We start from the raw sequence: 26666 nt of genomic DNA on the forward strand, positions 1-26666 counted from the left end.
CGTATCCCGCCAGGGCGAACGAGGCGAGGAGCAGAAGGAGTTGGAGCGGGCTCTCGCCGTACATACGACGGAACCGGCCGGGCACCGCATCGCTCGTCACAGCTCTCCAAAGGTCAGCCGGGCCACCCACTTGGTGTTCAGGACACCGGGCGCCGCCGGGACGATGACGCGCGCCGGATAGCCGTGGTCGGGCGACAGGTCCTCGCCGTTCACCCGGAGCGCGAGCAGCGAGCGCGGGTCGCGGACCTGGTTGTCGCGCAGCGCGGCCCTGCGGAACGAGCCGCGCACCTGAAGGGATTCGACGAGGACGCCGGGCGCCGCGCCCTCCTCGTGTCCGACGAGCGCGGCGAGGTCCCGCAGCCGGACTCCGCGCCACCACTGGTCGGACGTGGACCAGCCTTCGACGCACGCGATGGGCAACGCCGCGCTGTGCTGGGCCATGTCCAGCAACTCGGCGCGGTCCAGGGTGACTTCACGCCCGTCACGACCGGTGACGACGAGACGCCAGGCCGAGCCCGTGTCGACGGATCTGATGCCGACCCCCGCCGCGGTCTTGTTGATCTGGAAGCCGTTCGGTCCGGTGCCCGGCTCACCGCCCCCGTGCGGCGCGAGCAGCGCGGTGCGCCGCGCCGCCCCGTCGAAGCTCTGCCCCGCGGTCGTGGCGAGCAGCAGCAGCGAGCCACCGCCGACGAGACCGAGGGCGCCTCGCCGGGACATGGTCGATGTCTCGGACGGCTCGTCACGCGGGGTGTGACGCGACGCGCCTTGTGGTTTGTCGTGCGTACGAAGTTGCTCGCGCAGCCCGCGTTCCCGCAGCGTCCGCACGGCTCGCGGCAGCTTCAGCGCGGCGTGCGCCACGAACGCCCCGAAGAACACCCAGGCTCCGTAGAAGTGCAGCGGGTAGAAGGAGCCGGGGAAGAGGTACTCCAGCTGGACGTTGAGCACCCCGGTGGCGAACTCGAAGAGCGCCCCGCCCACGAGGAGCAGCAGCGAGAGCCGCTCCAGCGCATGCCCGACGGACCGCACGGGCGGCAGCTCGAACAGCTTCGGGATCACCGACCAGAGCTTGCCGAGCAGCACCGGGATCAGCGCGACGCCGACCGTGACGTGCAGGCCCTGGGTGAGGCGGTAGAGCCAGTGCGGATCGGTGGGCCAGGAGAAGAGATAGAAGCCGAGCAGCCCCTTGTCCGGGGTCTTGTCGTTCACCGGCGAGAGATCCGGGTTGTACGCGGCGTACGACAGGAGCCCCGTGACGAAGAGCAGCGTTATCCCGAAGAGCAGCACGAGGCCGAGCACGGAACTGAGCCAGGTCCCGCGCAACGGACTGCGCCAGAGGCGGCTGAACGGCTGACTCCGTGACGGAATCGCCGGCTGATCACCCATCATGCGTCCCCGAGGGTCACGAGCGACGGCGGATTCCGCGGCTCTGCCCCTGAAGGTAAGCGGCCTCCCCCGCCAAATCGGGCTCACGACTCATGACGAAACTCTGACGGCGGACGGGGGCGCCCCGAAGGGCCAAGATCTGACGGAACGATGACACCGACCCCGCCAAAGCCCCCCGCAGCGGCCCCGCCGCCTAGCGTGCACACGTGATCCCCCGAGAAAGACGTACCGACCTGCCACCACGCCGCGACCTCCTCACCGCCGCGGCCGCCGTACTCCTGGTGGCCCTGGCGGCAGCCATCGGTACGTACCTGGAGGGCACGTACGGCAACCTGCACGTCAACTGGCCGCCGCTGTACGCCAAATGGGACCCGCACCTCGGCCCCGGCACCCCCGCCGCCCTCGCCGTGGCGGCGGCGACGGTGGCGTACGGCCCGGCCCTTGCCGCCCGGCTGCCCTGGCGGTCGCTGGTGCTCGGCACCTCGGGCGCGTCACTCGCCTGGATCTGGTCCCTCGCGCTCGTGGACGGCTGGCATCAGGGTGTGGCCAGGCGGCTGACCACCAAGTACGAGTATCTCCAGGTCATCGACCGGTTCGACGACATCCCGGCGGCGCTGCGGGACTTCACCCGGCACATCCTGATCGACGCGCCGGACCACTGGCCCGCGCACACGGCGGGCCATCCGCCGGGCGCCACGCTCACCTTCGTCCTCCTGGACCGGGCAGGTCTCGGCGGCGGCGCCTGGGCGGGCGTCTGGTGCATCACGCTCGGCGCGAGCGTCGCGGCGGCGGTCCTGGTCACCGTGCGCGCGCTGGCCGACGAGACGCACGCGCGACGGGCGGCGCCGTTCCTGGTCCTGGCCCCGACGGCGGTGTGGACCGGCACGTCGGCGGACGGCTACTTCGCCGCCGTCGCCGCGTGGACCATCGCCCTGCTCGCGCTCGCCGCGACCCGCGCGACCCGCTTCCCGGCAGCAGCCGCCGTCGGCTCGGGCCTGCTGTTCGGTCTGCTCTGCTACCTCAGCTACGGCCTGACGCTGTTCGCGCTGATCGGCGCGGCGGTCCTGCTGCTCGGCAGGACGGCACGCCCGCTCCCGCTCTTCCTCGCCGGGGCGGTGGTCGTGCCGCTGGCGTTCACTCTGGCCGGCTTCGACTGGTGGGAGGCGTACCGGCTGCTCGTGGAGCGCTACCACCAAGGGGCGGGCGGCATCCGTCCGTACGCCTACTGGGTCTGGGCCAACCTCGCCTGCACGGTCCTGGTCGTCGGCCTCGCCACGGTCGCGGGCCTGGGCAGGACCCTGCCGGCCGTGCGGGGCTCCGTCCGCCGGCTGTGTGCGGGCGGGGACTCGGCCGCCGACCGGCTCGTCCTTCTCGTACTCGCCGCCCTGCTCTCCCTGGCCGTCGCCGACCTCTCCGGGATGAGCAAGGCGGAGACGGAGCGCATCTGGCTGCCGTTCGCGGCGTGGCTGCTGTGCGCGGCGGCGTTCTTGCCCGCACGGAACCGCCGGTTCTGGCTGACGGCACAGGCGGTGGTCTCGCTGCTGATCAACCACCTGCTGCACACGGGGTGGTGAGGGTCCGTCATGCCGCCGCTCAGACCTCAGACCTCAGACCTCAGACGTGTACGGGCAACTCCTCCTCTGCGCCGACGGCCGCCTGCGCCTCCGCCGCCAGCGCCCTGCGGTCGGAGCCGAACAGCGGCGCGTGCGCGGTGATGCGCACGCTCAGCCCGTCCGCGCACGCGACCCGGTGCAGCGAGGCCCCGAAGGTGTCGTCGCCGAGGAAGGCCGCGGCCGTGCTCGGGACTCCGTACTGCTCGTAGCGGATGGTCACCGGCCGTACGGGGGCGCCCGCGTCGGCCGCCGCCTGGAAGGTGGCCCGGCGGAACCGGCCGCCGGAGACGGAGCACCAGGTCGTCGCCTGGGGGAACACGGCGACCGACCGGCCGGAGCGCAGGGTCCGGGTCAACTCGGCGACCGCGTCCGGCAGTTGCCGCAGCCCCTCGCGGTCGATGAACCGCGTCCCGGCCCGCCGGGCGAGCGTGCCGACGACCGGCCACTGGCCCACCTCCCGCTTGGCGAGCACCGTCACCGGCTGCACGGCGAGCAGACCGATGACGTCGAGCCAGGAGATGTGGTTGGCGACGATGAGGGTGCCGGGACCGGAGCCCGAGCCCGAGCCGCCGACCGTCAGCGGCTCTGAATCCGGCTCCGAACCCGAATCCCCACCCGGCCCCGTCTCCAGTCCTACGCCGAGCGCGTCGAGCACGCCGAGGGCCCGCGCCCGCAGCTCGGCGGGCTCCGCGAGCCGCTCGCCCCGCGCGACGCCACGGCCGATCTGGTACGCCAACGCCGCGTACCGGTGGGCGAGTCGACCGGGCCGCACGGACGGCGCCGAGCGGGTGGCGCAGGCCGGGGTGCACGGGCTCACCGGAGCCCACGCGTTCATGCGGTCTCCCCCAGGAAAAAGCGGCGGTGGCGGTCGCTGAGCCGCTCCATGTCGAGCAGCACGAAGAAGTCGGCCACGTCGAACTCGGTGTCGTGCGCCGGCGCCCCGCACATCCACGCGCCGAGCCGGAGGTAGCCCCGCAGGAGCGGCGGAAGATCGGCGTAGGTGGGCCGCTCCACCGTCGGCGCGGTCGGCGTCCAGGGCCGCCGGGGGTGCACCCGCAGCTCGGGCGGCGACGCGTGCTTGGACGTGCCGAGCAGCCAGGCGCTGGACGCGGCCTTCCCGCCGTCGGACAGCGGCACGGAGGCGCAGCCCGCGAGATGGCGGTGGCCGGAGAGCAGGACGTACCGGGCAAGGGCCGACCACATCAGGTTGATCACCGCGCCGGACCGGTGGTCGGGGTGGACGCAGGAGCGGCCCGCCTCGATCGTCGACGACCGCAGCCCTTCCAGCGCCCGCAGATCGAACTCGCCGTCGGAGTAGGACCGGGACGAGCGGCCGGGCGGCAGCAGCCGGTAGGTGCCGACCACTTCGTCCGTGGCGGTGTCGGTGACGATCAGGTGGTCGACGAGGTCGTCGTAGTCGTCCACGTCGTGACCGGGCAGGGGCGTGTGGAGCGTGGCCCCCATCTCCTCGCCGAAGACGCGGTACCGCAGGCGCTGCGCGGCGCGTATCTGGTCCACGGAGTCGGCGATGGAGGTGACGTACGAGCCGGTGGAGACGGGGGACGTCGAGACGGGGGACGTCGAAGCAGCGGATGTCGAAGCAATGGGTGTCGAGGGCATGACAGTTCAGGTGCTCCGTTCGGCGTTCGGTGTTCGGGGACGGTGCTAGGCATCGCGGCGCCGCATGATCACCACGGCCAGCGTGAGGGAGGCGGCGACCCAGGCCGCGAGGAGCAGCAGCCCGGCAGTGGGTCCGTACAGATCCGCGTCGCCCGTGAGGTACTGCGTGCCCGCCGCCTGGGGCAGGAACTGCGCCAGCTTCGAGGTGAGGTCGAGGGGAATCGATTGCAGGATCGTCGGCACGATGAGCAGCAGCACGAACAGCACGGTGAGGGCACCGGCTGAACTGCGCACGATGGCCGCAAGGCCGATGGTCAGGACACTCATGAGCATCAGGTGAACGGCGATCGCAAACATCCGGCCCACGACCTGTGCGGCATCGAACGTCGACTCGTCCATGGCGGCCGCGCCCGCCGCCGTTCCGAGCCCGGCCAGCACGATTCCGGCGGCGAAGGCGACGGCCCCCAGCGTGACGCTCTTCGCGATCAGCAGGCGCGCCCGGTCCGGCACGCACTGGAGGCTATTGACGATGCTGCCGGTGGCGTACTCGCCCGTGACGCTCAGCATGGCCAGGGCGGCGACGACGAACTCGACCCCGTAGACGGTGGCGAGCGTCGCGGGATCGGCGGGTGAGGCGCCCGCGTCGTGGGTGACGGCACCGACACACCCGGCGGTCACGCCCATCACGGCAGCCGCCGTGAGCAGGAAGTACCAGGTCGAGCGGAGCGAGAACAGCTTGGTCCGCTCGGCGGCGACGGCACCGCGCAGGCCGCCGCTCCGCGCGTTCCCGGTCAGATCAAAGGTCCTCACAGCCGTGCCTCCCCGTACTCGACGCTGCTCGCGGTCAGTTCCATGTAGGCCTCTTCCAGCGACGCCTCGACGGCGCGCAGTTCGTGGATGCGTACGTGCTGTTCGTGCGCGAGATCACCGACGCGGTCCGCGCCGATCCCGCGGACGAGGAGTTCCTCGCGGGACACCCACTCGACGTCGTACGCCAGGTCGGCGAGGCGGGTCGCCAGGGCGTGCAGCCCCTCTGGCTCGGGTCCCCGCACCTTCACGGCGTTGCGGGAGCCGCGCGCGATGATCTCCGCCATCGGGGCGTCCGCGATGAGCCGTCCCTTGCCGATGACGACGAGCCGGTCGGCGGTGACCTCCATCTCGCTCATCAGATGGCTGGAGACGAAGACCGTCCTGCCCTGTTCGGCAAGGGACCGCAAGAAGCCGCGGATCCAGCGCACGCCGTCCGGGTCGAGGCCGTTGACCGGCTCGTCGAGCATCAGTACCTCCGGGTCGCCGAGCAGCGCCCCCGCGATGCCGAGCCGCTGCCCCATGCCGAGCGAGAACGCCCCGGCCCGCTTGCCCGCCACCTCGCCGAGGCCGGTCGCCTCCAGCACCTCGTCGACCCGGCGTGCGGGGATGCCGTGGCTGTGCGCCATGGCGAGCAGATGCCGGTACGCGCTGCGCCGGGGATGCACGGCCTTCGCGTCGAGCAGCGCCCCGACCTCCCGCAGCGGGTGGGTGTGGTCGGCGTACCGCTTGCCCTTGATGAGGGCGGTGCCGGAAGTGGGGTGGTCGAGGCCGAGGATCATCCGCATCGTCGTGGACTTGCCCGCGCCGTTCGGTCCGAGGAAGCCCGTGATCTTCCCTGGGGCCACGTCCAGGGTGAGCCGGTCGACGGCGGTCTTCTCGCCGTATCGCTTGGTCAGGTTCCGCAGTGTGAGCATCGTTCCCCAAGTCGCCTTCGTCGTCTGTGCCGTTGGGCGCCGCGTCGGTGCACGTCGGCGGGTACGACAGGGACGCTACGAAGCGGCGCGGCCGGGGGCAGGGGACCTTGGTCACCGACCGCCCTGCACTTTCGTCAGGGGTCGGGCGGCCGGGTAGCGTGCTCGCATGATCCGAGTGCTGCTGGCCGACGACGAGGCGATGATCCGGGCCGGCGTCGGCGCGATCCTCGCCACCGCGGGGGACATCGAGGTCGTCGCGGAGGCCGCCGACGGGCGCGAGGCGATCGACCTGACGCTCCGGCACCGGCCCGACGTCTGCCTGCTCGACATCCGGATGCCGCGGCTCGACGGCCTCGCGGCGGCGGACGAGCTGCGCCGGGTCGCGCCGGACACGGCCGTCGCGATGCTCACGACGTTCTCCGAGGACGAGTACATCGCGAGCGCGCTCGGTTCGGGCGCGGCCGGTTTCCTCCTCAAGTCCGGCAATCCGCGTGAACTGATCGCCGGGGTGCAGGCCGTCGCCGAAGGCGGCGCGTATCTCTCCCCGGCCATCGCACGCCGGGTCATCTCGCATCTCGGCGCGGGGCAGCTCGGCAAGCAGGCGGCGGCCCGCGCCCGGGTCGACGAGCTGACGGGGCGAGAGCGCGAGGTGCTCGCCCTGGTCGGGGCCGGCCTGTCGAACGCGGAGATCGCGGGGCGGCTGCATGTCGTCGAGGGCACGGTGAAGGCGTATGTGAGCCAGGTCCTGGCCCGGCTCGGCTTCAGGAACCGGGTGCAGGCCGCGATCCTCGCGTACGAGGCGGGACTCGTCGGCGGGGAGTGAGCCGGGCCTCCCGAGATCCCCTACTTTCGTCAGGGGCGCCCACCGGCCCTGATCGGCGATCCTTGGGCGATGCGCTCAGTACCCGGCCGGTTCACCCGGCTCTACGGCATCGGGCTGTGGCTCCTGGTGTGCGCGCCGCCCGTCGCGGCGGCGGTCCGGCTCGACGGACGTGCCGCGGTGGTGGCGGTCGTGGCCGTCCCGCTGCTCACGGCCGCCGTGGCGCTGCGCCGCCGGTGGCCGCTCGCGGCGCTCGCGGTGCCGGTCGCGCTGAGCCTGCTGACGAGTACGCAGATGCTGACGCCCGCGTACTGGCCGGCGGTCGCCGTCTTCGGATACCTCGCCGGGAGCCGGCTCCCTGTCGTGCGCCCGGCCCTGTGGTTCTTCGGGACGGTCGCGCTCGCCGGTCTTGCCCTGAGCGCGCTCGCCGCGGACGACCTGTGGGACTGGCCCTCGATGCTGCTCACCCTGCTGATCAGCGGGGTGCTGCCATGGCTGGTCGGCCGCTACCGCCATCAGTACGCCGAACTCGTCGCCACCGGCTGGCGCCTCGCCGAGCGCATGGAGCGGGAGCAGCGGGCCGTCGCGGACCGCACCCGCGTCCGCGAACGGGCCCGTATCGCGAGCGACATGCACGACTCGCTCGGCCACGACCTGACGCTCATCGCGGTCCGCGCGGGCGCGCTGGAGGTCGACCCGACCCTGGACGCCCGCCGGCAGGCGGCGGTGGGCGAGCTGCGCGAGGCGGCAGCGGCGGCGACCGAACGGCTCCGGGAGATCATCGGCGTACTGCGGGTGAACGAGGAGCCGCCACCGCGCGCTCCCTCCGAGGAGACACCGCGGGCGCAGGTGGAGCGGGCGCGGGCTTCGGGGATCGCGGTCACCCTCGAACGCGACGGCTGCACCGACGACATGGGCGGCAAGGGCGACACCGCTCCGATGGTCGCCCTCGCCGTCCACCGCGTCCTCCAGGAATCCCTGACGAACGCGGCGAAGCACGCTCCGGGCGCGGCGGTCCGGGTCCGGCTCGCCCGCGAGGGGGCCGCGCTGCGCCTCACCGTGGCCAATGACCCGGCCCCGGCGGGCCCGCTGGACTCCGTGGCGTCCAGCGGCAGCGGTCTGGTCGGCCTCGACGAGCGGGTACGCCTCGCGGGCGGCACCCTGCGGGCGGGCCCTACGGACGACGGCGGCTTCGAGGTGGCCGCCGAGCTGCCGGCCGCCGGAGCGGCGCCCCGCACCGCCGATACCCCGCGGCCGACCGCGTCCGCGCAGGAGCTTGCGCACGCCAAGCGACAGGTGCGGCGGCGGCTCACCGAGACCCTGGTGGCCCCGCTGGCGGTGGTCGCCGGGATTCTGCTCCTGATGATCCCGGTCGGTCTGGTCAGCTCCGCCCTTTCGGTGCTCGACCGGGACGTGTACGACGGACTGACCGAGGGCGAGCCGCGCGGCGAGGTGGAGTCCCGGATGCCCCGGTTCACCCGCGACGCCCCGCCGGAGGGCGCGCCGCCGACGCCGCGCGGCCAGGAATGCGCGTACTACAGCACCGGACTCATGTCGGGCGACGGCTACCGCCTGTGCTTCGCCGACGGACGGCTCGTCTCCAAGGCGGTCGTGGGCCGCCACGGCTGAGCGGGCCACCACGGCTGACCGGGCCACCGCGGCTGACCGGACCGCCACGGCTGAGCGCACCGCCCGCCCTGCGCCCGGAACGTGACCATGGCCATGGAGACTCACAGGCGCAGGCACAGGCAGAGTCGCAGGCACAGGCAGCGACACCCGCACAGGCGTACGTCCGACGAGAGGCACCCATGGCGACCGCACGACAGACACCCGGCCCGCTCCCCCTGGACGGCATCACCGTGGTCAGCCTGGAGCAGGCCGTGGCCGCGCCCTTCGCCACCCGGCAGCTCGCCGACCTCGGTGCCCGTGTCATCAAGGTCGAGCGCCCCGGCGGCGGCGACTTCGCGCGCCGCTACGACACCACGGTGCACGGCCAGGCCAGCTATTTCGTCTGGCTCAACCGCTCCAAGGAGTCGCTCACCCTGGACCTCAAGTCCGCCGATGGCCTGGCGATCCTGCACCAACTCCTCGCGGAAGCCGACGTGTTCGTGCAGAACCTCGCGCCGGGCGCGGCCGACCGCCTGGGCCTCGGCGCCGATGAACTCCAGGCCAGCTACCCGTCGTTGATCCCCTGTACCGTCAGCGGCTACGGCACCAGCGGCTCCTGGGCCGACCGCAAGGCGTACGACCTGCTGGTGCAGTGCCAGACCGGACTCCTTTCGCTGACCGGGACGCCCGACGAGGCGGTGCGGGCGGGCATCTCGGTCGCCGACATCGCGGGCGGCATGTACGCCTACAGCGGGGTACTGTCCGCGCTGTTCACCCGGGAGCGGACCGGGCACGCGCCGGCCGTCGAGGTCTCCCTGTTCGACGCGCTCGCCGAGTGGATGAGCCAGCCCGCGTACTACACGCGCTACGGCGGCACCCAGCCGCCGCGCGTCGGCGCCCGGCACGCGACGGTCGCGCCCTACGGCCCGTTCACCGCGTCCGACGGCAAGGACGTGCTGCTGTCCGTGCAGAACGAACGCGAGTGGGCCGCGCTGTGCGAGCGGGTCATCGGGCGCCCCGAGCTGACCGACGACCCGCGCTTCGCCACCGGCTCCGACCGGGTGGCGCACCGTGAGGAGCTCGACGCGATCATCGCCGTACGCTTCGCCGAACTCGGCAGCGACGAGGCGATGGAGCTGCTCGACGAGGCCAGCATCGCGAACGCGGGCGTCAATTCGGTCACCGAGTTCCTGGACCACCCGGCGCTGAGCGAGCGCGAGCGCTGGCGGGAGGTCGCGATTCCGGGCACCGCGTCGCCGGTGCAGGCGCTGCTGCCGCCCGCCGATCTGAGCGGCGTGAGCCCGCGCATGGACGCCGTGCCGTCGGCGGGCGAGCACACCGAGCGCATCCTCGCCGAACTGGGCCACGGCCCGGCCGACATCGCCCGGCTGCGCGCGCCGGGCGGTGCCTGCGGCTGAGCGGCGTCAGGCGACGCCGAGCCCTTCGAGGACGACCGCGTTCGGCAGCCCCGCGAACGCCTTGCCGGGCACGATCAGCTTGCCCCGGCGGCTGCCGCTGCCGATCAGGACGTACGGCAGGTCGACGACGGCGGCGTCCACCAGGAGCGGCCAGTGCGCGGGCAGGCCGATCGGGGTGATGCCGCCGTACTCCATGCCGGTCTCGCCGGTCGCGGTGTCCATGGGCGCGAACGAGGCCTTGCGGGCGCCGAGTTGGCGGCGTACGACACCATTGACGTCGACGCGGGTCGAGGAGAGGACCACACACGCGGCGAGCGTGGACTCGCCGCCGCGTTTCCCGGCGACGACGACACAGTTCGCGGACTGCTCCAGGATGTCCTGGCCGTAGTGCTCCACGAAGGTGGCGGTGTCGGCCCACTGCGGGTCGGTGTCGACATGGATCAACTGCCCGGCGGGGACGTCCGCCTGCCAGCCGCGCACGGCGTCGGCGACAGGGGCCACCAGGAGGTCGAGGGCCTCGGCGGCCGGGCGGACGTCGTCGAAATCTCCCATGGGTGCACGCATGGCCGCACGCTAACAGCGTTGCGTACGCGGCGAATCGACCGTCTCAGAAGGCGGGCACCCAAGCGTCAGAAGGCAGGCACCGAAGCGTCAGTAGGACGCGGCGTGCGCGGGCGGCACGGACACCGACATGGTCATCTCGACCGGCTCGGAGCCCTTGTTGTGGTAGCCGTGCGGGACGTTCGCCTCGAAGCTGGCGGCCGACCCGGCGGCCACCACATGCTCCACCCCGTCGACGAGCAGCGTCAGTTCGCCGGCCGCGACATGCAGCAGCTCCATCGTCCCCGGCGGGTGCGCGTCGGAGTCGCTGCCCTCGCCGGGCATCAGCTTCCAGGCCCACAGCTCGAAGGGGCCGCGCGCCTCGGTGCCGACCAGGAGGGTCGTGCTGCTGCCCGCGTCCGTCGACCACATCCGGACGGCCTGCTCGGCCGGCACGAGCCGGACGTGCGAGCCCTGTTCGTAGTCGAGCAGCGTGGTGATGCTGACGCCGAGCGCGTCGGCGAGCTTCACCGTGATGCCGACGCTGGGGTTGGTCCTTGCCTGCTCGATCTGGATGATCATGCCGCGACTGACGCCCGCGCGGGCCGCGAGCGCGTCGAGCGTGAAGCCGCGCTCGGTGCGCCAGCGCTTGAGGTTGCGGGCGAGCGACTGGGTGAGCTGGTCGAGGTCCGACACATTCCGTCCAATATATTGGATGACAGAGTTCACTATCCTGAACTACGGTGTGGTGCACCTGAAGGTTCACCACACTGTACTGCGAGGATCATCGATGACAGCACTGTTCGCCCTGGCCACGAGCCTGATGTGGGGCCTTGCCGACTTCGGCGGCGGACTGCTGACCCGACGCATCCCCGCGCTCACGGTGGTCGTCGCCTCGCAGGCCGTCGCCGTGGTCGTCCTCGGCGTCATCGTGGTCGCCTCGGGCGGCTGGACGGAGTGGGGGCCGCAGCTGTGGTTCGCGGTCGGCGCGGGCCTCGTCGGGCCGGTCGCGATGCTCTCGTTCTACAAGGCCCTCGCCCTCGGCCCGATGGGCGTCGTCTCGCCGCTCGGCTCGCTGGGCGTCGTCGTGCCGGTGGGCGTCGGACTCTTCCTGGGCGAGCGGCCGGGAACGGCGCAGTTCGCCGGGATCGCCGTCGCGGTCGTCGGCATCGTCCTGGCGGGCGGGCCCGAGCTGCGCGGGGCTCCCGTGCAGCGGCGTGCGGTGCTGCTCACCCTGCTCGCGGCGTTCGGATTCGGGGCGGTGATGGCCCTCATCTCCGAGGCGTCCAGCAACCTCACCGGCCTGTTCCTCGCGCTGTTCGTGCAGCGCGTGACGAACGTGGCGGCGGGCGGCCTCGCCCTGTTCGTCTCCGTGAAGCGCGGCGGCGCGGCACTGCCCGAGGGCGCGGGGATGCGGGTGATCTGGGCCTCGCTCCCGGCACTCGCCTTCGTCGGACTGGCCGATGTCGCCGCCAACGGCACGTACTCGATCGCGGCCCAGAACGGCCCGGTCACGGTGGCCGCCGTACTCGCCTCGCTCTACCCGGTGGTGACGGCGCTGGCGGCACGGATGGTCCTCAACGAACGCCTGCGGGGGATCCAGGCGGCGGGGGCGGGGTTGGCGCTGGTGGGGACGGTGCTGCTGGCGAGTTGAGTCATCGCCGCGAGCCAAGTCGCGCCCCGAAGGGGCGCGGGGAAGTGCGCGACCAGCACAACACACCCGCAGACGAGGGAATGGGCGACCTACCCCTCCCCCAACTCCCCCAGAGCAAGCAGCTGCTCCGGCGTAACCCCCTCCGGGATAGGAGTCGGCGCCGGCGTCCGCAGCGGCGGCTGCCAACCGCCCTCCGGATCCCACGTCCGCACCACACGCGCCGGCGCCCCCGCCACCACCGCATGATCGGGGACCTGTCCCCGGACGACCGCCCCGGCCGCGACGACCACGTTGCGGCCGATCCGCGCCCCCGGAAGGATCACCGCGTTGGTGCCGATCCAGCAGCCGGGCCCGATCTCGACCGGCTCCATGCGGGGCCACTGCTTGCCGATGGGCGTGTGGGGATCGTCGTACGAGTGATTGGTGGACGTCACGTACACCGTGGGCCCGAAGTAGCAGTCGTCGCCGATCGTCACCGTCGTGTCGGCGATGACATGGCTGCCGCGGCCGAGCACGACGCCGTTGCCGATGCGCAGGATCGGGTCGGGGCCGAGGTCCAGGCCGGGCATCATCCCGGCGGTCAACGTGACCTGCTCGCCGATGATGCAGTGGTCGCCGATGCGGATCCACGGCTCACCGAAGACCGTCCCCTGCGGGAAGGCCAGCTTCGTGTTCTCGCCGAGCGCGCCGAACCGCAGCCGCCCCGGCCGTTGCGCCGTCACCGCGCCCGTCCGCTGGACCCACGCCCAGCCCGCGTGGACGGCGCGCTGGGTCGCGCGGCGCCGCCAGTCGGCGACCGCGGATGAGAACGTGTTCCTGTTCTTCGGCACGCGCTCACGTTACTCAGCCACAAGCCCCCTGGTGAGCCCGGGTCCCTGTGATCTTCACCCCACAGGGCGGCGGAGCCGCCGCCGTCCCGTACGGTTCCGGCAGGCGCGAGTCACGTACGAATGGAGACTTCCGATGGGCCACGAGGCACTCATCACCGGGATCGGCGGCAAGGACCCGAAGATCGACCCGGACGCCTTCACCGCGCCGACGTCCGTCGTCATCGGCGAGGTGACGCTGCACGCGGGCGCGAGCACCTGGTACGGGGCGGTGCTCCGCGCTGACGGCGGGCCGATCGTGGTGGGCGCCGACAGCAACATCCAGGACAACTGCAGCCTCCACGTCGACCTGGGCTTCCCGATGACCATCGGCGAGCGCGTCTCGGTCGGCCACAACGCCGTCCTGCACGGCTGCACCGTCGAGGACGACTGCCTGATCGGCATGGGCGCCACGGTCCTCAACGGCGCGGTGATCGGCGCCGGTTCACTGGTCGCGGCGCAGGCCCTGGTGCCGCAGGGGATGGTCGTGCCGCCGGGCTCGCTGGTGGCGGGCGTACCGGCGAAGGTCCGCAGGCCCCTCACCGAGGAGGAGCGCGCGGGCGTCACGCTCAACGGCACGATGTACGTCGAGCTGGCCAAGGCCCACAAGGACGCCCACGCGCAGTGAGTCAGTCGGCGGCCGGGACGGGCACCGGCTCGGCCGCCGGGACGACGCCCTCTGCCGCCGCACCGCCGGCCCCCGCGCCCTCGGCCCCCGCGCCCTCGGCCGACTTCTTGGCGCGGCGCTTGACGAACAGCATCGAGCCGACGCCGACCAGGACGGCGATGGCGAGACCGAGGTACGAGAACCGCTTGAGCCAGTCCTCGGCGACCACACCGACGTAGTAGATGACGGCCGTGGTGCCGCCCGCCCAGACGATGCCGCCCAGGACGTTGGCGATCAGGAACTTCCAGTACGGCATGCGCAGGACGCCCGCGAGCGGTCCGGCGAAGATCCGGAGCAGGGCGACGAAGCGGCCGAAGAAGACCGCCCACATGCCCCACTTCTGGAAGGACCGCTCGGCGCTGCCGACGTTCGCGGCGCTGAAATGCTTGGGGAACTTCCGTTCAAGCCGGGCGAGCAGCGGCCTGCCGCCCTTGCGGCCGATCGCGTAGCCGATGGAGTCGCCGATGATGGCGCCCGCGGTGGCGCAGATGCCGAGGATCACCGGGTTGAGCTCGCCGTGCTGCGAGGACAGCAGCGCGGCGGAGACGAGGACGATCTCACCCGGCAGCGGGATGCCCAGGCTCTCCAGACCGATGACCACGCCCACCAGCGCGTAGATACTGACGGCCGGTACGGTCTCCAGCCATTCCTGGACGTGCAACGCCGGTTCCTCCTGTGCTGATGTGCGTGTACCCGGCGTGCGCGTTCCCCCCAAGATCGCGCACGCCGGGCAGCCTACCCGCTCACCCGGCACCGGCCGGGGCGGAGTCCCAGAGGTCGCACTGGTGCTCATCGGCCACAGAGGTACTGAGCACGTTCCCGCCCGCCGAGGCGGTGCGCAGCGAGAGCACCTGCCCCGGCCGGGTGCGCTGGTCGGGCGCGGCGGGCTGCCCTTCGGCGCGCGGCACCCCGCCGTGGACGAAGGTGCCCCAGTACTGGACCATCTGCCGCGACAGGGCCCGCTGCCCGGCGTCGAAGGGCGCGTCGAGCCCGAAGTGCCGGAAGAGGTACTGCACTTCATTCACATGGGTGGCCCCGAAGTCGAACGTCCGGCCCGCGTCGCGGATCGAGGCGAAGGGCGGCGAGGTGCGGTCGGCGAACTCATAGGCGTAGACGGGGCCCCGCTCCGCGAGCGCCCGGTCCATGCGCAGCGCCGAGCAGGCGAACATCCGGTCCCCGAGCGCTGCGGCGTAGGCGTGCGTGGGCGACGTGTGCGCGGACGCCGGGTAGCGGTCGAGGACTCGGGCGCCCAGTTCACCGCCGTACGCCTTGGTGAGCGCGCCCGGATACTGCTCGGCGGTGAGCGGCTTGCCCTGCCCGTCGAACTGCGAGTAGGCGAAGAGCCGCCCCTCGTCGCGGTTCGCCCCGTTGAGCACGGGCACGCGGGACGCACTCCCGTTCCGGTACGCCGTCGTGGGCTGGACCGGCAGGAAGTCGCCGCCCACGACGGGGCCCCAGGCGAACCCGGCCTGCGCGGCGAGGATCTTCTCGGCGGGCTTCTTCCGCAGACAGTCGAGGGCGGTCGCGGCGTCCGGACAGCCCGCCTTCGCGGCGAACTCGGCGCCCTGCGCGACGGCTTGCTGCTGCTCGCGGGCCGCGCAGTCGTCGTACGCGCCGCTCTCGATGATCGCCGCGCGGTAGAGGCCCTTGGCGGCGGGCGAGGCGAGCTGGGAGCAGACGGAGCGGCCGCCCGCGGACTCGCCCGCGACGGTGACGCGGTGCCGGTCGCCGCCGAACGCGCCGATGTTGGCGCGCACCCAGCGCAGGGCCGCCTGCTGGTCGAGCATGCCGTAGTTGCCGGAGACACCGTCGGCGGCCTCGCCGTCGAGCCCGTCCGTGGCGAGGAACCCCATCGCGCCGAGGCGGTAGTTGACGGTCACGACGACCGTGCCGGTCTGCCGCGCGAAGACGTCGGGGACGATGTCCTCGCCCGCTCCCCCGGTGAGCCCGCCGCCGTGCAGCCAGACCAGGACGGGGCGCCGCTCGCGCCCTTCGGGGGCGTAGACGTTGAGGTCGAGGCAGTCCTCGGTGTGACTGGGGTTCTCGTAGCCGGGGTCCCAACTGGCGTTCTGTACGCACCTGTTGCCGAAGCCGGTCGCCGCGCGCACGCCCCGCCACGGCTCGACCGGCCGGGGTTCCTTCCACCGCAGGTCGCCGACGGGCTGCCGGGCGTAGGGAACACCGAGGAACTGCCGCCCCTCGGCGGTGGACTCACCGCGTAACCAGCCGGCTTCGGTACGGACGAGGGGCGCACGCTCCTCGGCCGCCCGCACGGGAGCCGACTGCGCGGGAGCCGACTGCGCGGGAGCCGACTGCGCGGCGAACGCGGCAGCGAGGGCGGCGCACACGGACAGGACACGGCGCGTACGGCTGGAGCTCCTCATGCGGCGACCTCTCTGCTGACGTCGACCTGCTGGCGGCGAGGAAACTATGACCGGAGTTGACTCGTGTCAATGACATGCACAGAGAAAGTTGAAAGGAGAACAGCAAAGAAGAACAGCAACGCCGAGCCGACCGACCCTCCAGGCCCGGCCCGCCCGGCGCCACCCGCCCCGCAGCTCAGCTGTTGGGACGCAGCGTCCAGACGACCGTCATCTCGCCGGTCACGGCGCCGTCCTCCCGCGTGATCGCGATCGCGACCGGGAACTCGGGCCGCTTCCCCGCGTCCAGTTCGGCGACCACGTCGGCGGCCGGGCGGCCGAGCGTCGCGGTGGCGGTGACCGGGCCCATGGCGAGCTTCTTGTACGCGATGTCGGCGCGGACGGCCAGCGGCACGGCGCGCGCGAGCTGCTCCCCGAAGGCGGCGAGCACGATGGCGCCGCTCGCGGACTCGCCGAGCGTGAACATGGCTCCGGCGTGCGGCCCGCCGACGTGGTTGTGGTAGTCCGCCTGGTCGGGCAGGGCGACCACGGCCTTCTCGGGCGTGGTCTCGCGGAACTCGAGGTTCAGGGTCCGGGCCATCGGCACGGTGGCGGCGAGCATCTCGCCGATCGTCATCTGGTCTGCGCTCATGGCGGAATGTTACCCACCGGTAGCCTGCTTTGGCCAGGACTGTCCGCACGGTGGATCAAGCTCCCCTATCGTTGCGGCCATGTGGCCAGGAGAGCAGCAGCCCGGGGGCGGGCACAGCGGGCAGCCGAATCCATATCAGCAGCCTTATCAGCAGCCGTATCAGCAGCCAGGACCGCCTCGGCGGGACCGGACGAAGGTCGTCGCGATCGTCGCGTCCGCCGCCGTCGTGGTGGCCGCCGGAGTCACCGGCTTCCTGGTCCTCGGCGGCGACAAGGACGGCAAGGACGGCAAGGCGGACTCGAAGCCGTCCAAGTCGGCGTCCGCCTCGCCGAGCCCGGCCCCCTCCGACGAACGCGGGAAGAACCGCGGCCAGAAGCCGACCGTCCCCGGCTGGCAGACCGTCGTGAACCCGAAGCGCGGCCTCGCCTTCGACGTGCCCGCCGACTGGAGCCTGCAGTCGACGGACTGGATCAGCTGGGTCGCGAAGGACGGCGACCCCGAGGACAAGCCGCTGGTCGCCATGGCCGCACCGGCGTTCCTCAAGGAGAAGTGGTGCGGATCCGACGGGGACCGGGACGGCACCAAGGACTACTCGCCCCTGGCGGCCACCGGCAGCAAGGGCAACCGCGGCGCCAGAAGCACCGAGGAGGCCGCCCGCAAGGACGCCGAACTCTGGGTCTACGGCGGCTACGCCCAGCCGGAGAGGGCGAAGGTCACGACCGGGGCGGCACGGTCGTACACCACGAAGTCGGGACTCACCGGCAGCGTGGTGACGGCCTCGTCGAGCGGTGTGGCCAAGAAGGACAAGTGCGACTCGGACGGCAAGGCGACGGTGTTCGCCTTCAGGGACTCGGAGGGCGAGTTCGCCTCGTGGTCCTTCCACGGCGCCAGGGGGGTGAGCGACGAGGTCCCCGACGCGACGGTGCAGAAGATCCTCGGCACGGTGCGTGAGATCGGGACGTCACCCAAGTCCTGAGCGCCGGGTCCGCCGGAATCTTCACCGTCTCCGCCCCTCCCACCAGGGGTTGGCGGGCCGTCCGCGCCCGACGACCCCGTATCGTTTCCCGCCATGTGGCAAGGACAGCAGCCGCCCGGGGGCGAGCAGAACCCGAAGGACCAGAACCCGTACCAGCAGCCGGGGTACCAGCAGCCGAACCCGTATCAGCAGCCGGGATACCAGCAGCCCAACCCCTACCAGCAGGCGCCCGGACAGCCGGGCCAGCAGCAGGGGCAGTGGAGCGCGCCGACCGCGCCGATGGGCGTCACGCCGTCGCCCTCCGGTGGCGGCAACGGCGACGGCAACAAGACGAAGGTCGTCGCGATCGTCGCGGCGCTCGCCGTGGTGGTGGCCGCTGGTGTCACCGGCTTCCTGGTCCTCGGCGGCGACAAGGACGACGAGGCGGACTCGAAGCCGTCCAAGTCGCCCGCCGCGTCCGCGTCGAAGAAGCCGAGCAGCGATCCGGCGACCGGCGGCGGCACCGAGCGCGGCACGGGCAACGGCCCGAAGCCGGTCGTCGACGGCTGGCAGGTCGTGGTGAACCCCAAGTGGGGCACCGCCTTCGACGTCCCCGCCGACTGGGAGGTGCAGACCCCCGGCACCTTCATCGGCTTCGAGGACGCCAAGAAGGGTGACGGCAGCCCGCTCATCGGCATGTCGGCACCGGCGTACTACAAGTCCAAGTGGTGCTCGTCCGACGACGACAAGGACGGCACCAAGGACGACACCGCGCTCGGCGCCGTCGGCACCAAGGGCGCGAACGGCGCGAAGAGCACCGACGAGGTCGCGGTCAACCAGGTGCCGTGGTGGGTCTTCGGCGGCTACACGCAGCCGGACCGGAAGAGCATCACCACCGACAAGAAGGCGAAGCCCTTCACCACGAAGACCGGCATCAAGGGCAGCATCGCCCGCGCCCACTCGACGAACACGCCGCAGAACGGCAAGTGCGACTCGGACGGCAAGGCGATCACCTTCGGCTTCAAGAACTCCGAGGGCGACTACGTGGCGTGGTCGCTGTACGGCGCCAAGGGAGTCAAGGACGAGATCCCGGAGGAGACGGTCATGAAGATCCTCAACACCGTCCGGCTGCACGGGGACCCCGAAGAGTCCTGATTCGTTTCGTACGCCTCCGGGGCTTGTGACCCGATGTGTCGACCGCTCCGCGAGGGCAGCGATGACATCAGGCCACAAGCCCCTCTATGGTTACTGCCCATGTGGCCAGGACAGCAGCCGCCCGGGGGCGAGCAGAACCCGCAGGACCAGAATCCCAATCCGTACCAGCAGCCGGGGTACCAGCAGCCGAACCCGTACCAGCAGCCCGGCTACCAGCAGCCGCCGCAGCCGCAGCCGGGTTCCTTCTCGCAGCCCGAGCAGGCTCAGTGGGCCGCGCCCACTCCGCCGCCGATGCCGCCCCAGGGCGGCGGCCAGGGCGGGGACGGAAACAAGACGAAGATCACGGCGATCGTCGCGGCGCTCGCGGTCGTGGTGGCCGCCGGTGTCACGGGGTTCCTGGTCCTCGGCGGCGACAAGGACGACGAGGCGGACGGGAAGCCGGGCAAGAAGACGCCCTCCAAGTCGGCGTCGCCGAAGCCGAGCCCGACCAAGGACGAGGGCACCGAGCGCGGCACGGGCAACGGCCCGAAGCCGACGATCGACGGCTGGCAGGTCGTGGTGAACCCCAAGTGGGGCACCGCCTTCGACGTCCCCGCCGACTGGGAGGTGCAGACCCCCGACACGTTCATCGGCTTCGAGGACAGCGAGAAGGGTGACGGCAGCGCGCTCATCGGCATGTCGGCACCGGCGTACTACAAGTCCAAGTGGTGCTCGTCCGACGACGACAAGGACGGCACGAAGGACGACACCGCGCTCGGCGCGGTCGGCACCAAGGGTCAGAACGGCGCGAAGAACACCGAGGACGTCGCGCGCAACGACTCCGCGTGGTGGGTCTTCGGCGGTTACACCGGCCAGAAGAAGGCCGACAAGAAGAAGATCAAGATCGGCAAGATCAAGGACTTCACCACCGACTCCGGCATCAAGGGCAGCGTCGCCACCTCCACGACCTCCGGCGTCGCCAAGGAGGACAAGTGCGACTCGGACGGCAAGGCCACCACGTTCGCCTTCAAGAACTCCGAGGGTGACTACGTGGCCTGGACCCTGTACGGCGCCAAGGGCGTCAAGGACGAGATCCCCGACGCGATGGTGCAGAAGATCCTCAAGACGGTACGTCTGCACGGCGACCCCGAGGAGTCCTGAACCACCGGGTGCGGCGCGGAAACGGTTTGGCAAGCGGGTACCCCTGAGGGGATAGTCCCGGGGTGACCACTCCCCCCGCCGCGCGCCGCCCCGCCTGGGCCGGCCGCAACTACACGCTGCTGACCGCCGCCGCGATCGTGACCAACCTGGGCAGCCACGGCGCCCTGATCGCGGCGGCGTTCGCGGTGCTCGAATCGGGCGGCGACGGCGGGGACGTCGGTCTGGTCGCCGCGGCGCGCACGCTGCCGCTCGTGCTGTTCCTGCTGATCGCCGGCGCCGTCGCCGACCGGCTTCCGCGGCACCATGTGATGGTCGCGGCCAACGCCCTCAACTGCCTCTCGCAGGCGGTCTTCGCGGTGCTGGTCCTGGCCGGCTCACCCCCGCTGTGGTCGATGATGCTGCTGACCGCTCTCGGCGGCATCGGCCAGGCGTTCTTCGGTCCGGCCGCCGAGGGCATGCTGATGTCGACGGTCAGCGGCGAGCAGGCGAGCCGTGCCTTCGCCCTCTACCGGCTCGCGATGCAGGGCGCGGGCCTCGGCGGCGCCGCGCTCGGCGGTCTGATGGTCGCCGTGCTCGGTCCGGGCTGGGTGCTCGCGGTGGACGCGGCGGCGTTCGCGGTGGCGGGGGCGATGCGGTCGTTCCTCGACGTGAGTCATGTCCCGGCGCGCGAGCCGGGCGGCGGGCTGCTCTCCGACATGCGGGAGGGCTGGCGGGAGTTCATCGGCCGGCCCTGGCTGTGGGCGATCGTCGCGCAGTTCTCCGTGGTGGTGGCGGTGGTCGGCGCGGCCGAGGCGGTGTTCGGCCCGCTGGTGGCCCGCGACGAGCTGGGCGGTGCCGGGCCCTGGGGACTCGCGCTCGGCGCGTTCGGCGCGGGCACGGTCGGCGGTGCCGTCCTGATGATGCGGTGGAAGCCGCGGCGCCTGCTGCTCGCGGGCACGCTCTGCGTCTTCCCGCTCGGCGCGCCCTCGGCGGCGCTCGCGGTGCCGTTGCCGGTGTGGGGCCTGGCCGCGGTGATGTTCGTCAGCGGCGTGGCGATCGAGGTGTTCAGCGTCTCCTGGATGACGGCCATGCACCAGGAGATCCCCGAGGACAAGCTCTCCCGCGTCGCCGCCTATGACTGGTTCGGCTCGATCGCGATGGTGCCGCTGGCCACCGCGCTCGCCGGTCCCGCCGAGACCGCCTTCGGACGTTCGGCCTCGCTGTGGGGGTGCGCGGCCCTGGTGGTCGTCATGACGGCGCTGGTCCTCCTGGTGCCCGACGTACGGAACCTGACGCGGCGCACGCCGTCGAAGCAGGTCGCGAAGGCGGCCGACCTGCCCGGTCCCGCGTCAGCCGATACTGAAGGCCCCGTCGGGCGGCTCGGGTGACGCCACCGCGTCCTCGTCCCGCACCACCGGCCGCGCGTCGCCGATGAACTTCCGCAGTGCGCTGCCGTGTTCGACCCGTGCGGGGAAGACGTCGCCCGCCGCCCGCCGGGCCAGCGCGTCGACGTCGATGCGGCCGTGCGAGGCAACGAGGACCGCGTTGCCGAAGCGCCGGCCGCGCAGCACCGCGGGCTCGGCGATCAGCGCGACCTCCTCGAAGACCTCGGCGAACGTGGCGAGTTGGGAGCGGAGGAAGCCGAAGGGCGCGCCGTCCGCGAGGTTCGCCGCGTAGAGCCCGCCCGCGCGCAGGACCCGGTCCGCGGCGCGCGCGTAGGCCACGGAAGTCAGATGCGCGGGCACCCGCGAGCCGCCGAACACATCGGCCACCAGTACGTCGGTGCTGTCGGGCGCCGCCGCCTCCAGCCACTGCCGGGCGTCCGCGCCGTGCACGGCGACCCCCGATCCGGCCGGCAGCGGCAGATGCTCGCCCACCAGGTCGAGCAGCCCCCGGTCCGCCTCCACCACGTGCTGGCGCGAGCCGGGCCGGGCCGCGGCGACATAGCGGGGCAGGGTGAGCGCACCGCCGCCGAGATGGATCACGTCGAGCGGGGTGTCCGGTTCCGCCGCGGTGTCCAGGACATGGGCGAGGCGCTGCGCGTACTCGAACTCCAGGTAGGTGGGCGCGTCCAGGTCGACGTACGACTGGGGCGCCCCGTCGACCGTGAGCAGCCAGGCGCGCGGCCGGTCCACGTCCGGCATCAGCTTGGCGGTGCCGTGGTCCACGTCCTTGACGACGGGTATGGCCTCGCCGTCCACGACCGGTGTCGCCTCGTCCGCGCGTTCGTCATCCGTCACCGCTCCATTGTGCCCGCCTCCCACAGGGGTGGATCCCCCGCGGGAGGCGGGCACCGCAGCTCAGCCGACCTCGGTCACCGTGCCCGCGCCGACGGTCCGTCCGCCCTCACGGATGGCGAAGCCGAGCCCCGTCTCCAGGGGCATGTCCCGGCCCAGCTCGACCGTCATGGTGACGGTGTCGCCGGGCCGGGCGACGGCGGCCCCGCCCAGGTCGACGTCGCCGACGACATCCGCCGTGCGGAGGTAGAACTGCGGCCGGTAGCCGGTCGCGATCGGCGTCGACCGGCCGCCCTCCTTCGTCGACAGGACGTACACCTGGGCGGTGAAGCGGCGACTGGGACTGACGCTCCCCGGCTCCGCGACGACATGCCCGCGCCGCACGGCGTCGCGCGGCACCCCGCGAAGGAGCAGCGCCACGTTGTCGCCGGCCTGCGCGGACTCCATGGGCTTGCCGAAGGTCTCGAGCCCGGTGACGACCGTCTCCGTCTCCGCGCCGAGCACCTCGACACGGTCACCGACCTTGACGGTGCCGCGCTCGACGGCCCCGGTGACGACGGTCCCGCGTCCGGTGATGGTGAGCACGTTCTCCACCGGAAGCAGAAAGGGCGCGTCGACATACCGCTCGGGCATGGGCACATACGTGTCCACGGCGTCGAGCAGCGCCTCGATGGCGGCGGCCCAGCGCGGGTCGCCCTCCAGCGCCCTCAGCCCCGAGACCCGTACGACGGGGACGGAGTCGCCCCCGTACCCGTGCGCGGAGAGCAGTTCGCGCACGTCCAGTTCGACGAGGTCGGTGAGCTCCTCGTCGCCCGCGTCGGCCTTGTTCAGCGCCACGACGATGTGGTCGACGCCGACCTGCCGGGCGAGCAGCACGTGCTCGGCGGTCTGCGGCATGATCCCGTCGAGCGCCGATACGACGAGGATCGCGCCGTCCAGTTGGGCGGCGCCGGTGACCATGTTCTTGACGTAGTCGGCGTGGCCCGGCATGTCCACGTGCGCGTAGTGCCGGGTGTCGGTCTCGTACTCGACGTGCGCGATGTTGATGGTGATGCCGCGCTGGGCCTCCTCGGGGGCGCGGTCGATGCGGTCGAAGGGCACGAACGTGCCGGTGCCGCGCTCGTTGAGGACCTTGGTGATGGCGGCGGTCAGGGTGGTCTTGCCGTGGTCGACGTGGCCCATCGTGCCGATGTTGAGATGCGGTTTCGTGCGGATGTACGCCGTCTTGGACATGGGTTGCTTACTCCGGGACTCGAAGCTGGGGTCCCGGCCGTACGTCGTCGCGTACGCGCTCGGGACGGGGACCCCGGGGCCGAACCGACCCTCCCCCTATGGGGTCCGCCGGAGTGTCCGGGGAGGGTCAGCTTCGGGCGCCGTCGACAGAAGGTGCGGCGCTGAGGAAAGCGGCAGCCTGCGCAGCGACCGCGACTGCGGCCGTGACTGCGGGAAAGGCGTACCGGAACATGTCGCAGATCATCGCCGACGGGCCGCGGCACGTCGAATGGTTTTCCGCGTACGGCAGTTGGGGGCGCGGGCCGGTCAGAGGTTCTTCAGGGCCTCGCGCACGGAGAGCGGCGCGAGGCGGCCGCGCTGCCGCTCGACGAAGGCGCGCACGGCGTCCGGGTCGGTCTTGGCGTACTCGCGCAGGCACCAGCCGACGGCTTTGCGGACGAAGAAGTCGGGGTGTTCGGCCTGCCGCTCGCAGTAGGCGAAGAGGCGTGCGGCGTCGGTGGCTTCCTTGTGGCGGAGCTGATGGAGCAGGGCGGTGCGGGCCACCCACAGGTTCTCGTCCTCGATCCAGGCGTCCATGTCCGCCGTGAGCCGCGGATCGGCGGCGACGAGCCCGCCGACGACGTGCGCGGCGAGCAGGTCGACTGTGTCCCACCAGGAGACGGTGGTGACGAGGTGCCGGGCGACGGGCAGGAAGCCGGACGAGCAGCGCCGCACGTGCCGACGCAGATAGTCGACGGCGAAGTACTGGTACTCGCGCTCGGGCAGCCGCCAGCAGCGCAGTGCGATCGCCGTGCAGTCGGCCTCGTCGGGGCGCGGGGTCCCGGCGAGCACGGTGCGGGAGAGGGTGCGGCGCAGGGGCGTCGGCAGGCCGAGGAAGGGTGCGACGTCCTTCATGTACGCCTGTGCCTGCGCGGCCCGCGCGGGATCGGCCGCCGCCGGGTACGTGGCGGTGAGCCGCTCCATGACGGTGTCGGCGAGGTCGCTGGGCGGGACGGTGCCGCCCGGACCCGTTCCTGTGACGTTCGCTCCACCTGTGACGCTCATGAGACGCACCCTACGGCGATCACACACATATGTCGGTTAGTCTCCCCGGATGTTCGACACCGCCGCCGCCCGTCCGCAGGGCCTCGCCGTGCGCTGCGCCAGGGCGCTGCTCTCGCCGTGGTCGCGGCTTTCACTCCTGGTGGTGCTGCTCGCGGCGGCCGGTGCGTGCGTGCTGGTCTTCGAGCCCCAGCGGCTCCTCTCCGACGGGTTTCCCCGGCAGCTCGGCGGGGCGGCCGCGGTGGTGGTGTTCGCCGCCGCGTACGGGCTGTGCACGGCGGCGTTCGTGCCGCGCCCGCTGCTCAATCTGGCGGCGGGGGCCCTGTTCGGTTCGCAGGCGGGGCTCGCCGCGGCGATCGCCGGCACGGTGTTCGGTGCCGGGATCGCCTTCGGCCTGGGCCGGGTCCTCGGCCAGGACGCGCTGCGTCCGCTGCTCCGGGGCCGCTGGCTGAACGCCGCCGACGGCCAGCTCAGCCGGCACGGCTTCCGTTCGATGCTCGCGGTGCGCCTGTTCCCCGGGGTCCCGTTCGCGGCCGCCAACTACTGCGCGGCGGTCTCCCGGATGGGCTGGCTCCCGTTCCTCCTGGCCACGGCCATCGGTTCGGTCCCCAACACGGCGGCGTACGTCATCGCGGGCGCCCGCGCGTCGACACCGACGTCCCCCGTCTTCCTGGTCGCGATGGGGTTCATCGCGGTGACGGGTCTTGCGGGGGCTGCGGTGGCGTGGCGCAAGCGGCACCATTTGCGGGGCCGGTAGGGATCTACAGCGCCTCCAGAATCGTCGCGTTGGCGAGGCCTCCCGCCTCGCACATGGTCTGCAGCCCGAACCGCGCCCCGCGCGCCCGCATGGCGTGCACCAGGGTGGTCATCAGCCGGGTCCCGCTCGCCCCGAGCGGATGCCCCAGCGAGATCGCGCCGCCGTGCACGTTCACCCGCTCCGGGTCGGCGCCCGTCTCCTGGAGCCATGCGAGGACCACACTCGCGAACGCCTCGTTGACCTCGAAGAGGTCGATGTCGTCGAGGCTCAACGAGGCGTTCCGCAGCACCTTCTCGGTGGCCGGCAGCACGCCGGTGAGCATCAGCAGCGGATCGGAACCGGCGACGGCGAAGCTGTGCAGCCGGGCCAGCGGGCGCAGGCCGAGGCGTGCCGCGTTCTCGCTGGTGGTGATGAGGACGGCGGAGGCCCCGTCGTTGATGGGGCTGGTGTTGCCCGCCGTGACGGACCAGTCGATCTGCGGGAAGCGCTCGGCGAAGGCGGGGTCTTCGTAGGCGGGCTTCAGGCCGGCGAGGATCTCCGGAGTGGTGGTCGCACGTACGGACTCGTCACGGGTGACGCCGTCGATCGGGGCGACCTCCGCGTCGAAGAGCCCGGTGTCCCGGGCACGCGCCGCGCGCTGGTGCGACGTGGTGGCGAAGGCATCCATCTCCGCACGCCCGATGGACCACTTCGCGGCGATGAGCTCGGCGCTGATGCCCTGCGGGACAAGCCCTTCGGGGAACCGCTCGGCGACGCCGGGCCCGAAGGGATCGGCGCCCGGGGGGACGTTGGACCACATCGGTACGCGGCTCATGGACTCGACGCCGCAGGCGACGGCCATGTCGTACGCACCGGAGATGACGCCCTGGGCGGCGAAGTGCACGGCCTGCTGGGAGGAGCCGCACTGGCGGTCCACGGTGGTGGCGGGCACGGAGTCCGGGAATCCGGCGGACAGGACGGCGTACCGGGTGGTGTTCATGGCCTGCTCGGCGACCTGGTCGACGCAGCCGCCGATCACGTCGTCGATGCGGGCGGGGTCGACACCGCTGCGCTCGACGAGGCTGCGCAGCGTGTGGGCGAGGAGCTCGACCGGGTGGATGTGGGCGAGGGAGCCGTTGGGCTTGCCCTTGCCGACCGGGGTGCGTACGGCTTCGACGATGACGGCGTCACGCATGGTGCGGTCCTCCTAGAGGGCCGTGGAGGGGCACGGAACGGCACTCCCCCAGGGCGATTACCAGTGAGTA

26 protein-coding genes are annotated in these 26666 nt (G+C 72.2%); 11 read left to right on the forward strand and 15 right to left on the reverse strand.

Annotated features, from left to right (window positions below; genetic code table 11):
- Window positions 1–96: 96 nt before the first annotated feature.
- Window positions 97–1383 carry a molybdopterin-dependent oxidoreductase gene (locus ACIBKX_RS35020; RefSeq protein ID WP_363274810.1) on the reverse strand — a complete coding sequence of 429 codons (1287 nt, stop codon included), beginning with the start codon at window positions 1381–1383 and terminating at the stop codon, window positions 97–99.
- A gap of 206 nt (window positions 1384–1589) precedes the next feature.
- Here ACIBKX_RS35020 and ACIBKX_RS35025 point away from each other — a divergent pair, with 206 nt between their 5' ends.
- Window positions 1590–2957, forward strand: a complete 1368-nt coding sequence (locus tag ACIBKX_RS35025) for a hypothetical protein (protein ID WP_363274811.1) — start codon at window positions 1590–1592, stop codon at window positions 2955–2957.
- 40 nt (window positions 2958–2997) lie between these two features.
- Here the strand turns inward: ACIBKX_RS35025 and ACIBKX_RS35030 are convergent, their stop codons facing one another.
- Genes ACIBKX_RS35030 through ACIBKX_RS35045 form a run of 4 tightly spaced genes read right to left on the reverse strand, consistent with a single transcriptional unit; the run spans window position 2998 to window position 6340 of the window.
- Window positions 2998–3831, reverse strand: coding sequence for a lysophospholipid acyltransferase family protein (locus ACIBKX_RS35030; RefSeq protein ID WP_363274812.1), 834 nt, complete (start codon window positions 3829–3831; stop codon window positions 2998–3000).
- Window positions 3828–4616: a GNAT family N-acyltransferase gene (locus tag ACIBKX_RS35035; RefSeq protein WP_363274813.1), complete on the reverse strand. Its 789-nt coding sequence runs from the start codon at window positions 4614–4616 to the stop codon at window positions 3828–3830. Before ACIBKX_RS35035 ends, ACIBKX_RS35030 begins: the two co-directional genes overlap by 4 nt.
- Before the next feature lie 45 nt (window positions 4617–4661).
- On the reverse strand, window positions 4662–5426 hold the full coding sequence (locus tag ACIBKX_RS35040) for an ABC transporter permease (RefSeq protein WP_363274814.1): 765 nt from the start codon (window positions 5424–5426) through the stop codon (window positions 4662–4664).
- Window positions 5423–6340 carry an ABC transporter ATP-binding protein gene (locus ACIBKX_RS35045; protein ID WP_363274816.1) on the reverse strand — a complete coding sequence of 306 codons (918 nt, stop codon included), beginning with the start codon at window positions 6338–6340 and terminating at the stop codon, window positions 5423–5425. Before ACIBKX_RS35045 ends, ACIBKX_RS35040 begins: the two co-directional genes overlap by 4 nt.
- A gap of 166 nt (window positions 6341–6506) precedes the next feature.
- Between ACIBKX_RS35045 and ACIBKX_RS35050 the strand changes: the two genes are divergently transcribed.
- From ACIBKX_RS35050 to ACIBKX_RS35060, 3 genes are all read left to right on the forward strand, one after another.
- Window positions 6507–7163, forward strand: coding sequence for a response regulator transcription factor (locus tag ACIBKX_RS35050; protein WP_363274817.1), 657 nt, complete (start codon window positions 6507–6509; stop codon window positions 7161–7163).
- 69 nt (window positions 7164–7232) lie between these two features.
- Entirely contained in the window at window positions 7233–8789 is a 1557-nt protein-coding gene (locus ACIBKX_RS35055) for a histidine kinase (RefSeq protein ID WP_363274818.1), read from the forward strand.
- 179 nt (window positions 8790–8968) lie between these two features.
- On the forward strand, window positions 8969–10186 hold the full coding sequence (locus ACIBKX_RS35060) for a CaiB/BaiF CoA-transferase family protein (protein ID WP_363274819.1): 1218 nt from the start codon (window positions 8969–8971) through the stop codon (window positions 10184–10186).
- 6 nt (window positions 10187–10192) lie between these two features.
- Here the strand turns inward: ACIBKX_RS35060 and ACIBKX_RS35065 are convergent, their stop codons facing one another.
- Together ACIBKX_RS35065 and ACIBKX_RS35070 are read right to left on the reverse strand one after the other, a co-directional pair.
- Window positions 10193–10750 carry a YbaK/EbsC family protein gene (locus ACIBKX_RS35065; protein WP_363274820.1) on the reverse strand — a complete coding sequence of 186 codons (558 nt, stop codon included), beginning with the start codon at window positions 10748–10750 and terminating at the stop codon, window positions 10193–10195.
- Between the two features lie 87 nt (window positions 10751–10837).
- The gene (locus ACIBKX_RS35070; protein WP_363274821.1) at window positions 10838–11422 is read right to left on the reverse strand and encodes an XRE family transcriptional regulator; all 585 of its coding nucleotides are present in this window, start codon (window positions 11420–11422) and stop codon (window positions 10838–10840) included.
- A gap of 94 nt (window positions 11423–11516) precedes the next feature.
- On the opposite strand from ACIBKX_RS35070, the gene ACIBKX_RS35075 reads away from it, so the two are divergent.
- Window positions 11517–12380 (forward strand): DMT family transporter, encoded by an 864-nt coding sequence (locus tag ACIBKX_RS35075; RefSeq protein ID WP_363274822.1) that lies wholly within the window; start codon window positions 11517–11519, stop codon window positions 12378–12380.
- 89 nt (window positions 12381–12469) lie between these two features.
- Here the strand turns inward: ACIBKX_RS35075 and ACIBKX_RS35080 are convergent, their stop codons facing one another.
- Complete coding sequence (locus ACIBKX_RS35080) at window positions 12470–13210, reverse strand: acyltransferase (protein WP_363274823.1); 741 nt, start codon at window positions 13208–13210, stop codon at window positions 12470–12472.
- Between the two features lie 133 nt (window positions 13211–13343).
- On the opposite strand from ACIBKX_RS35080, the gene ACIBKX_RS35085 reads away from it, so the two are divergent.
- Window positions 13344–13874, forward strand: a complete 531-nt coding sequence (locus ACIBKX_RS35085; protein ID WP_363274824.1) for a gamma carbonic anhydrase family protein — start codon at window positions 13344–13346, stop codon at window positions 13872–13874.
- Window position 13875: 1 nt separating this feature from the next.
- Here the strand turns inward: ACIBKX_RS35085 and ACIBKX_RS35090 are convergent, their stop codons facing one another.
- The 3 genes from ACIBKX_RS35090 to ACIBKX_RS35100 all read right to left on the reverse strand — a co-directional run bounded on the left by ACIBKX_RS35090 (window position 13876) and on the right by ACIBKX_RS35100 (window position 16925).
- Window positions 13876–14574 (reverse strand): DedA family protein, encoded by a 699-nt coding sequence (locus ACIBKX_RS35090; RefSeq protein ID WP_363274825.1) that lies wholly within the window; start codon window positions 14572–14574, stop codon window positions 13876–13878.
- Window positions 14575–14656: 82 nt separating this feature from the next.
- Window positions 14657–16297: a carboxylesterase family protein gene (locus ACIBKX_RS35095; protein WP_363274826.1), complete on the reverse strand. Its 1641-nt coding sequence runs from the start codon at window positions 16295–16297 to the stop codon at window positions 14657–14659.
- Between the two features lie 175 nt (window positions 16298–16472).
- On the reverse strand, window positions 16473–16925 hold the full coding sequence (locus tag ACIBKX_RS35100; RefSeq protein ID WP_363274828.1) for a DUF4442 domain-containing protein: 453 nt from the start codon (window positions 16923–16925) through the stop codon (window positions 16473–16475).
- A gap of 79 nt (window positions 16926–17004) precedes the next feature.
- Between ACIBKX_RS35100 and ACIBKX_RS35105 the strand changes: the two genes are divergently transcribed.
- From ACIBKX_RS35105 to ACIBKX_RS35120, 4 genes are all read left to right on the forward strand, one after another.
- Window positions 17005–17901 (forward strand): hypothetical protein, encoded by an 897-nt coding sequence (locus ACIBKX_RS35105; RefSeq protein WP_363274829.1) that lies wholly within the window; start codon window positions 17005–17007, stop codon window positions 17899–17901.
- 93 nt (window positions 17902–17994) lie between these two features.
- Entirely contained in the window at window positions 17995–19035 is a 1041-nt protein-coding gene (locus tag ACIBKX_RS35110; RefSeq protein WP_363274830.1) for a hypothetical protein, read from the forward strand.
- Window positions 19036–19134: 99 nt separating this feature from the next.
- Window positions 19135–20175 (forward strand): hypothetical protein, encoded by a 1041-nt coding sequence (locus tag ACIBKX_RS35115; RefSeq protein WP_363274831.1) that lies wholly within the window; start codon window positions 19135–19137, stop codon window positions 20173–20175.
- 62 nt (window positions 20176–20237) lie between these two features.
- Complete coding sequence (locus tag ACIBKX_RS35120; RefSeq protein WP_363274832.1) at window positions 20238–21542, forward strand: MFS transporter; 1305 nt, start codon at window positions 20238–20240, stop codon at window positions 21540–21542.
- Here the strand turns inward: ACIBKX_RS35120 and ACIBKX_RS35125 are convergent.
- The 3 genes from ACIBKX_RS35125 to ACIBKX_RS35135 all read right to left on the reverse strand — a co-directional run bounded on the left by ACIBKX_RS35125 (window position 21504) and on the right by ACIBKX_RS35135 (window position 24668).
- Entirely contained in the window at window positions 21504–22298 is a 795-nt protein-coding gene (locus tag ACIBKX_RS35125) for a fused MFS/spermidine synthase (RefSeq protein ID WP_363274895.1), read from the reverse strand. The genes ACIBKX_RS35120 and ACIBKX_RS35125 overlap by 39 nt on opposite strands.
- 156 nt (window positions 22299–22454) lie before the next feature.
- Window positions 22455–23624 (reverse strand): elongation factor Tu, encoded by a 1170-nt coding sequence (gene tuf / locus ACIBKX_RS35130; protein ID WP_363274833.1) that lies wholly within the window; start codon window positions 23622–23624, stop codon window positions 22455–22457.
- 306 nt (window positions 23625–23930) lie between these two features.
- Window positions 23931–24668: a DNA alkylation repair protein gene (locus ACIBKX_RS35135; protein ID WP_363274834.1), complete on the reverse strand. Its 738-nt coding sequence runs from the start codon at window positions 24666–24668 to the stop codon at window positions 23931–23933.
- Window positions 24669–24717: 49 nt separating this feature from the next.
- Here ACIBKX_RS35135 and ACIBKX_RS35140 point away from each other — a divergent pair, with 49 nt between their 5' ends.
- The gene (locus ACIBKX_RS35140; RefSeq protein ID WP_363274835.1) at window positions 24718–25422 is read left to right on the forward strand and encodes a TVP38/TMEM64 family protein; all 705 of its coding nucleotides are present in this window, start codon (window positions 24718–24720) and stop codon (window positions 25420–25422) included.
- Window positions 25423–25426: 4 nt separating this feature from the next.
- Here ACIBKX_RS35140 and ACIBKX_RS35145 read toward each other — a convergent pair whose 3' ends face one another.
- Window positions 25427–26596 (reverse strand): thiolase family protein, encoded by a 1170-nt coding sequence (locus tag ACIBKX_RS35145; RefSeq protein WP_363274836.1) that lies wholly within the window; start codon window positions 26594–26596, stop codon window positions 25427–25429.
- Between the last annotated feature and the right edge of the window lie 70 nt (window positions 26597–26666).

The organism is Streptomyces sp. NPDC050658 (genome assembly GCF_044457025.1).
In the GTDB taxonomy this organism is placed as follows: Bacteria; Actinomycetota; Actinomycetes; order Streptomycetales; family Streptomycetaceae; genus Streptomyces.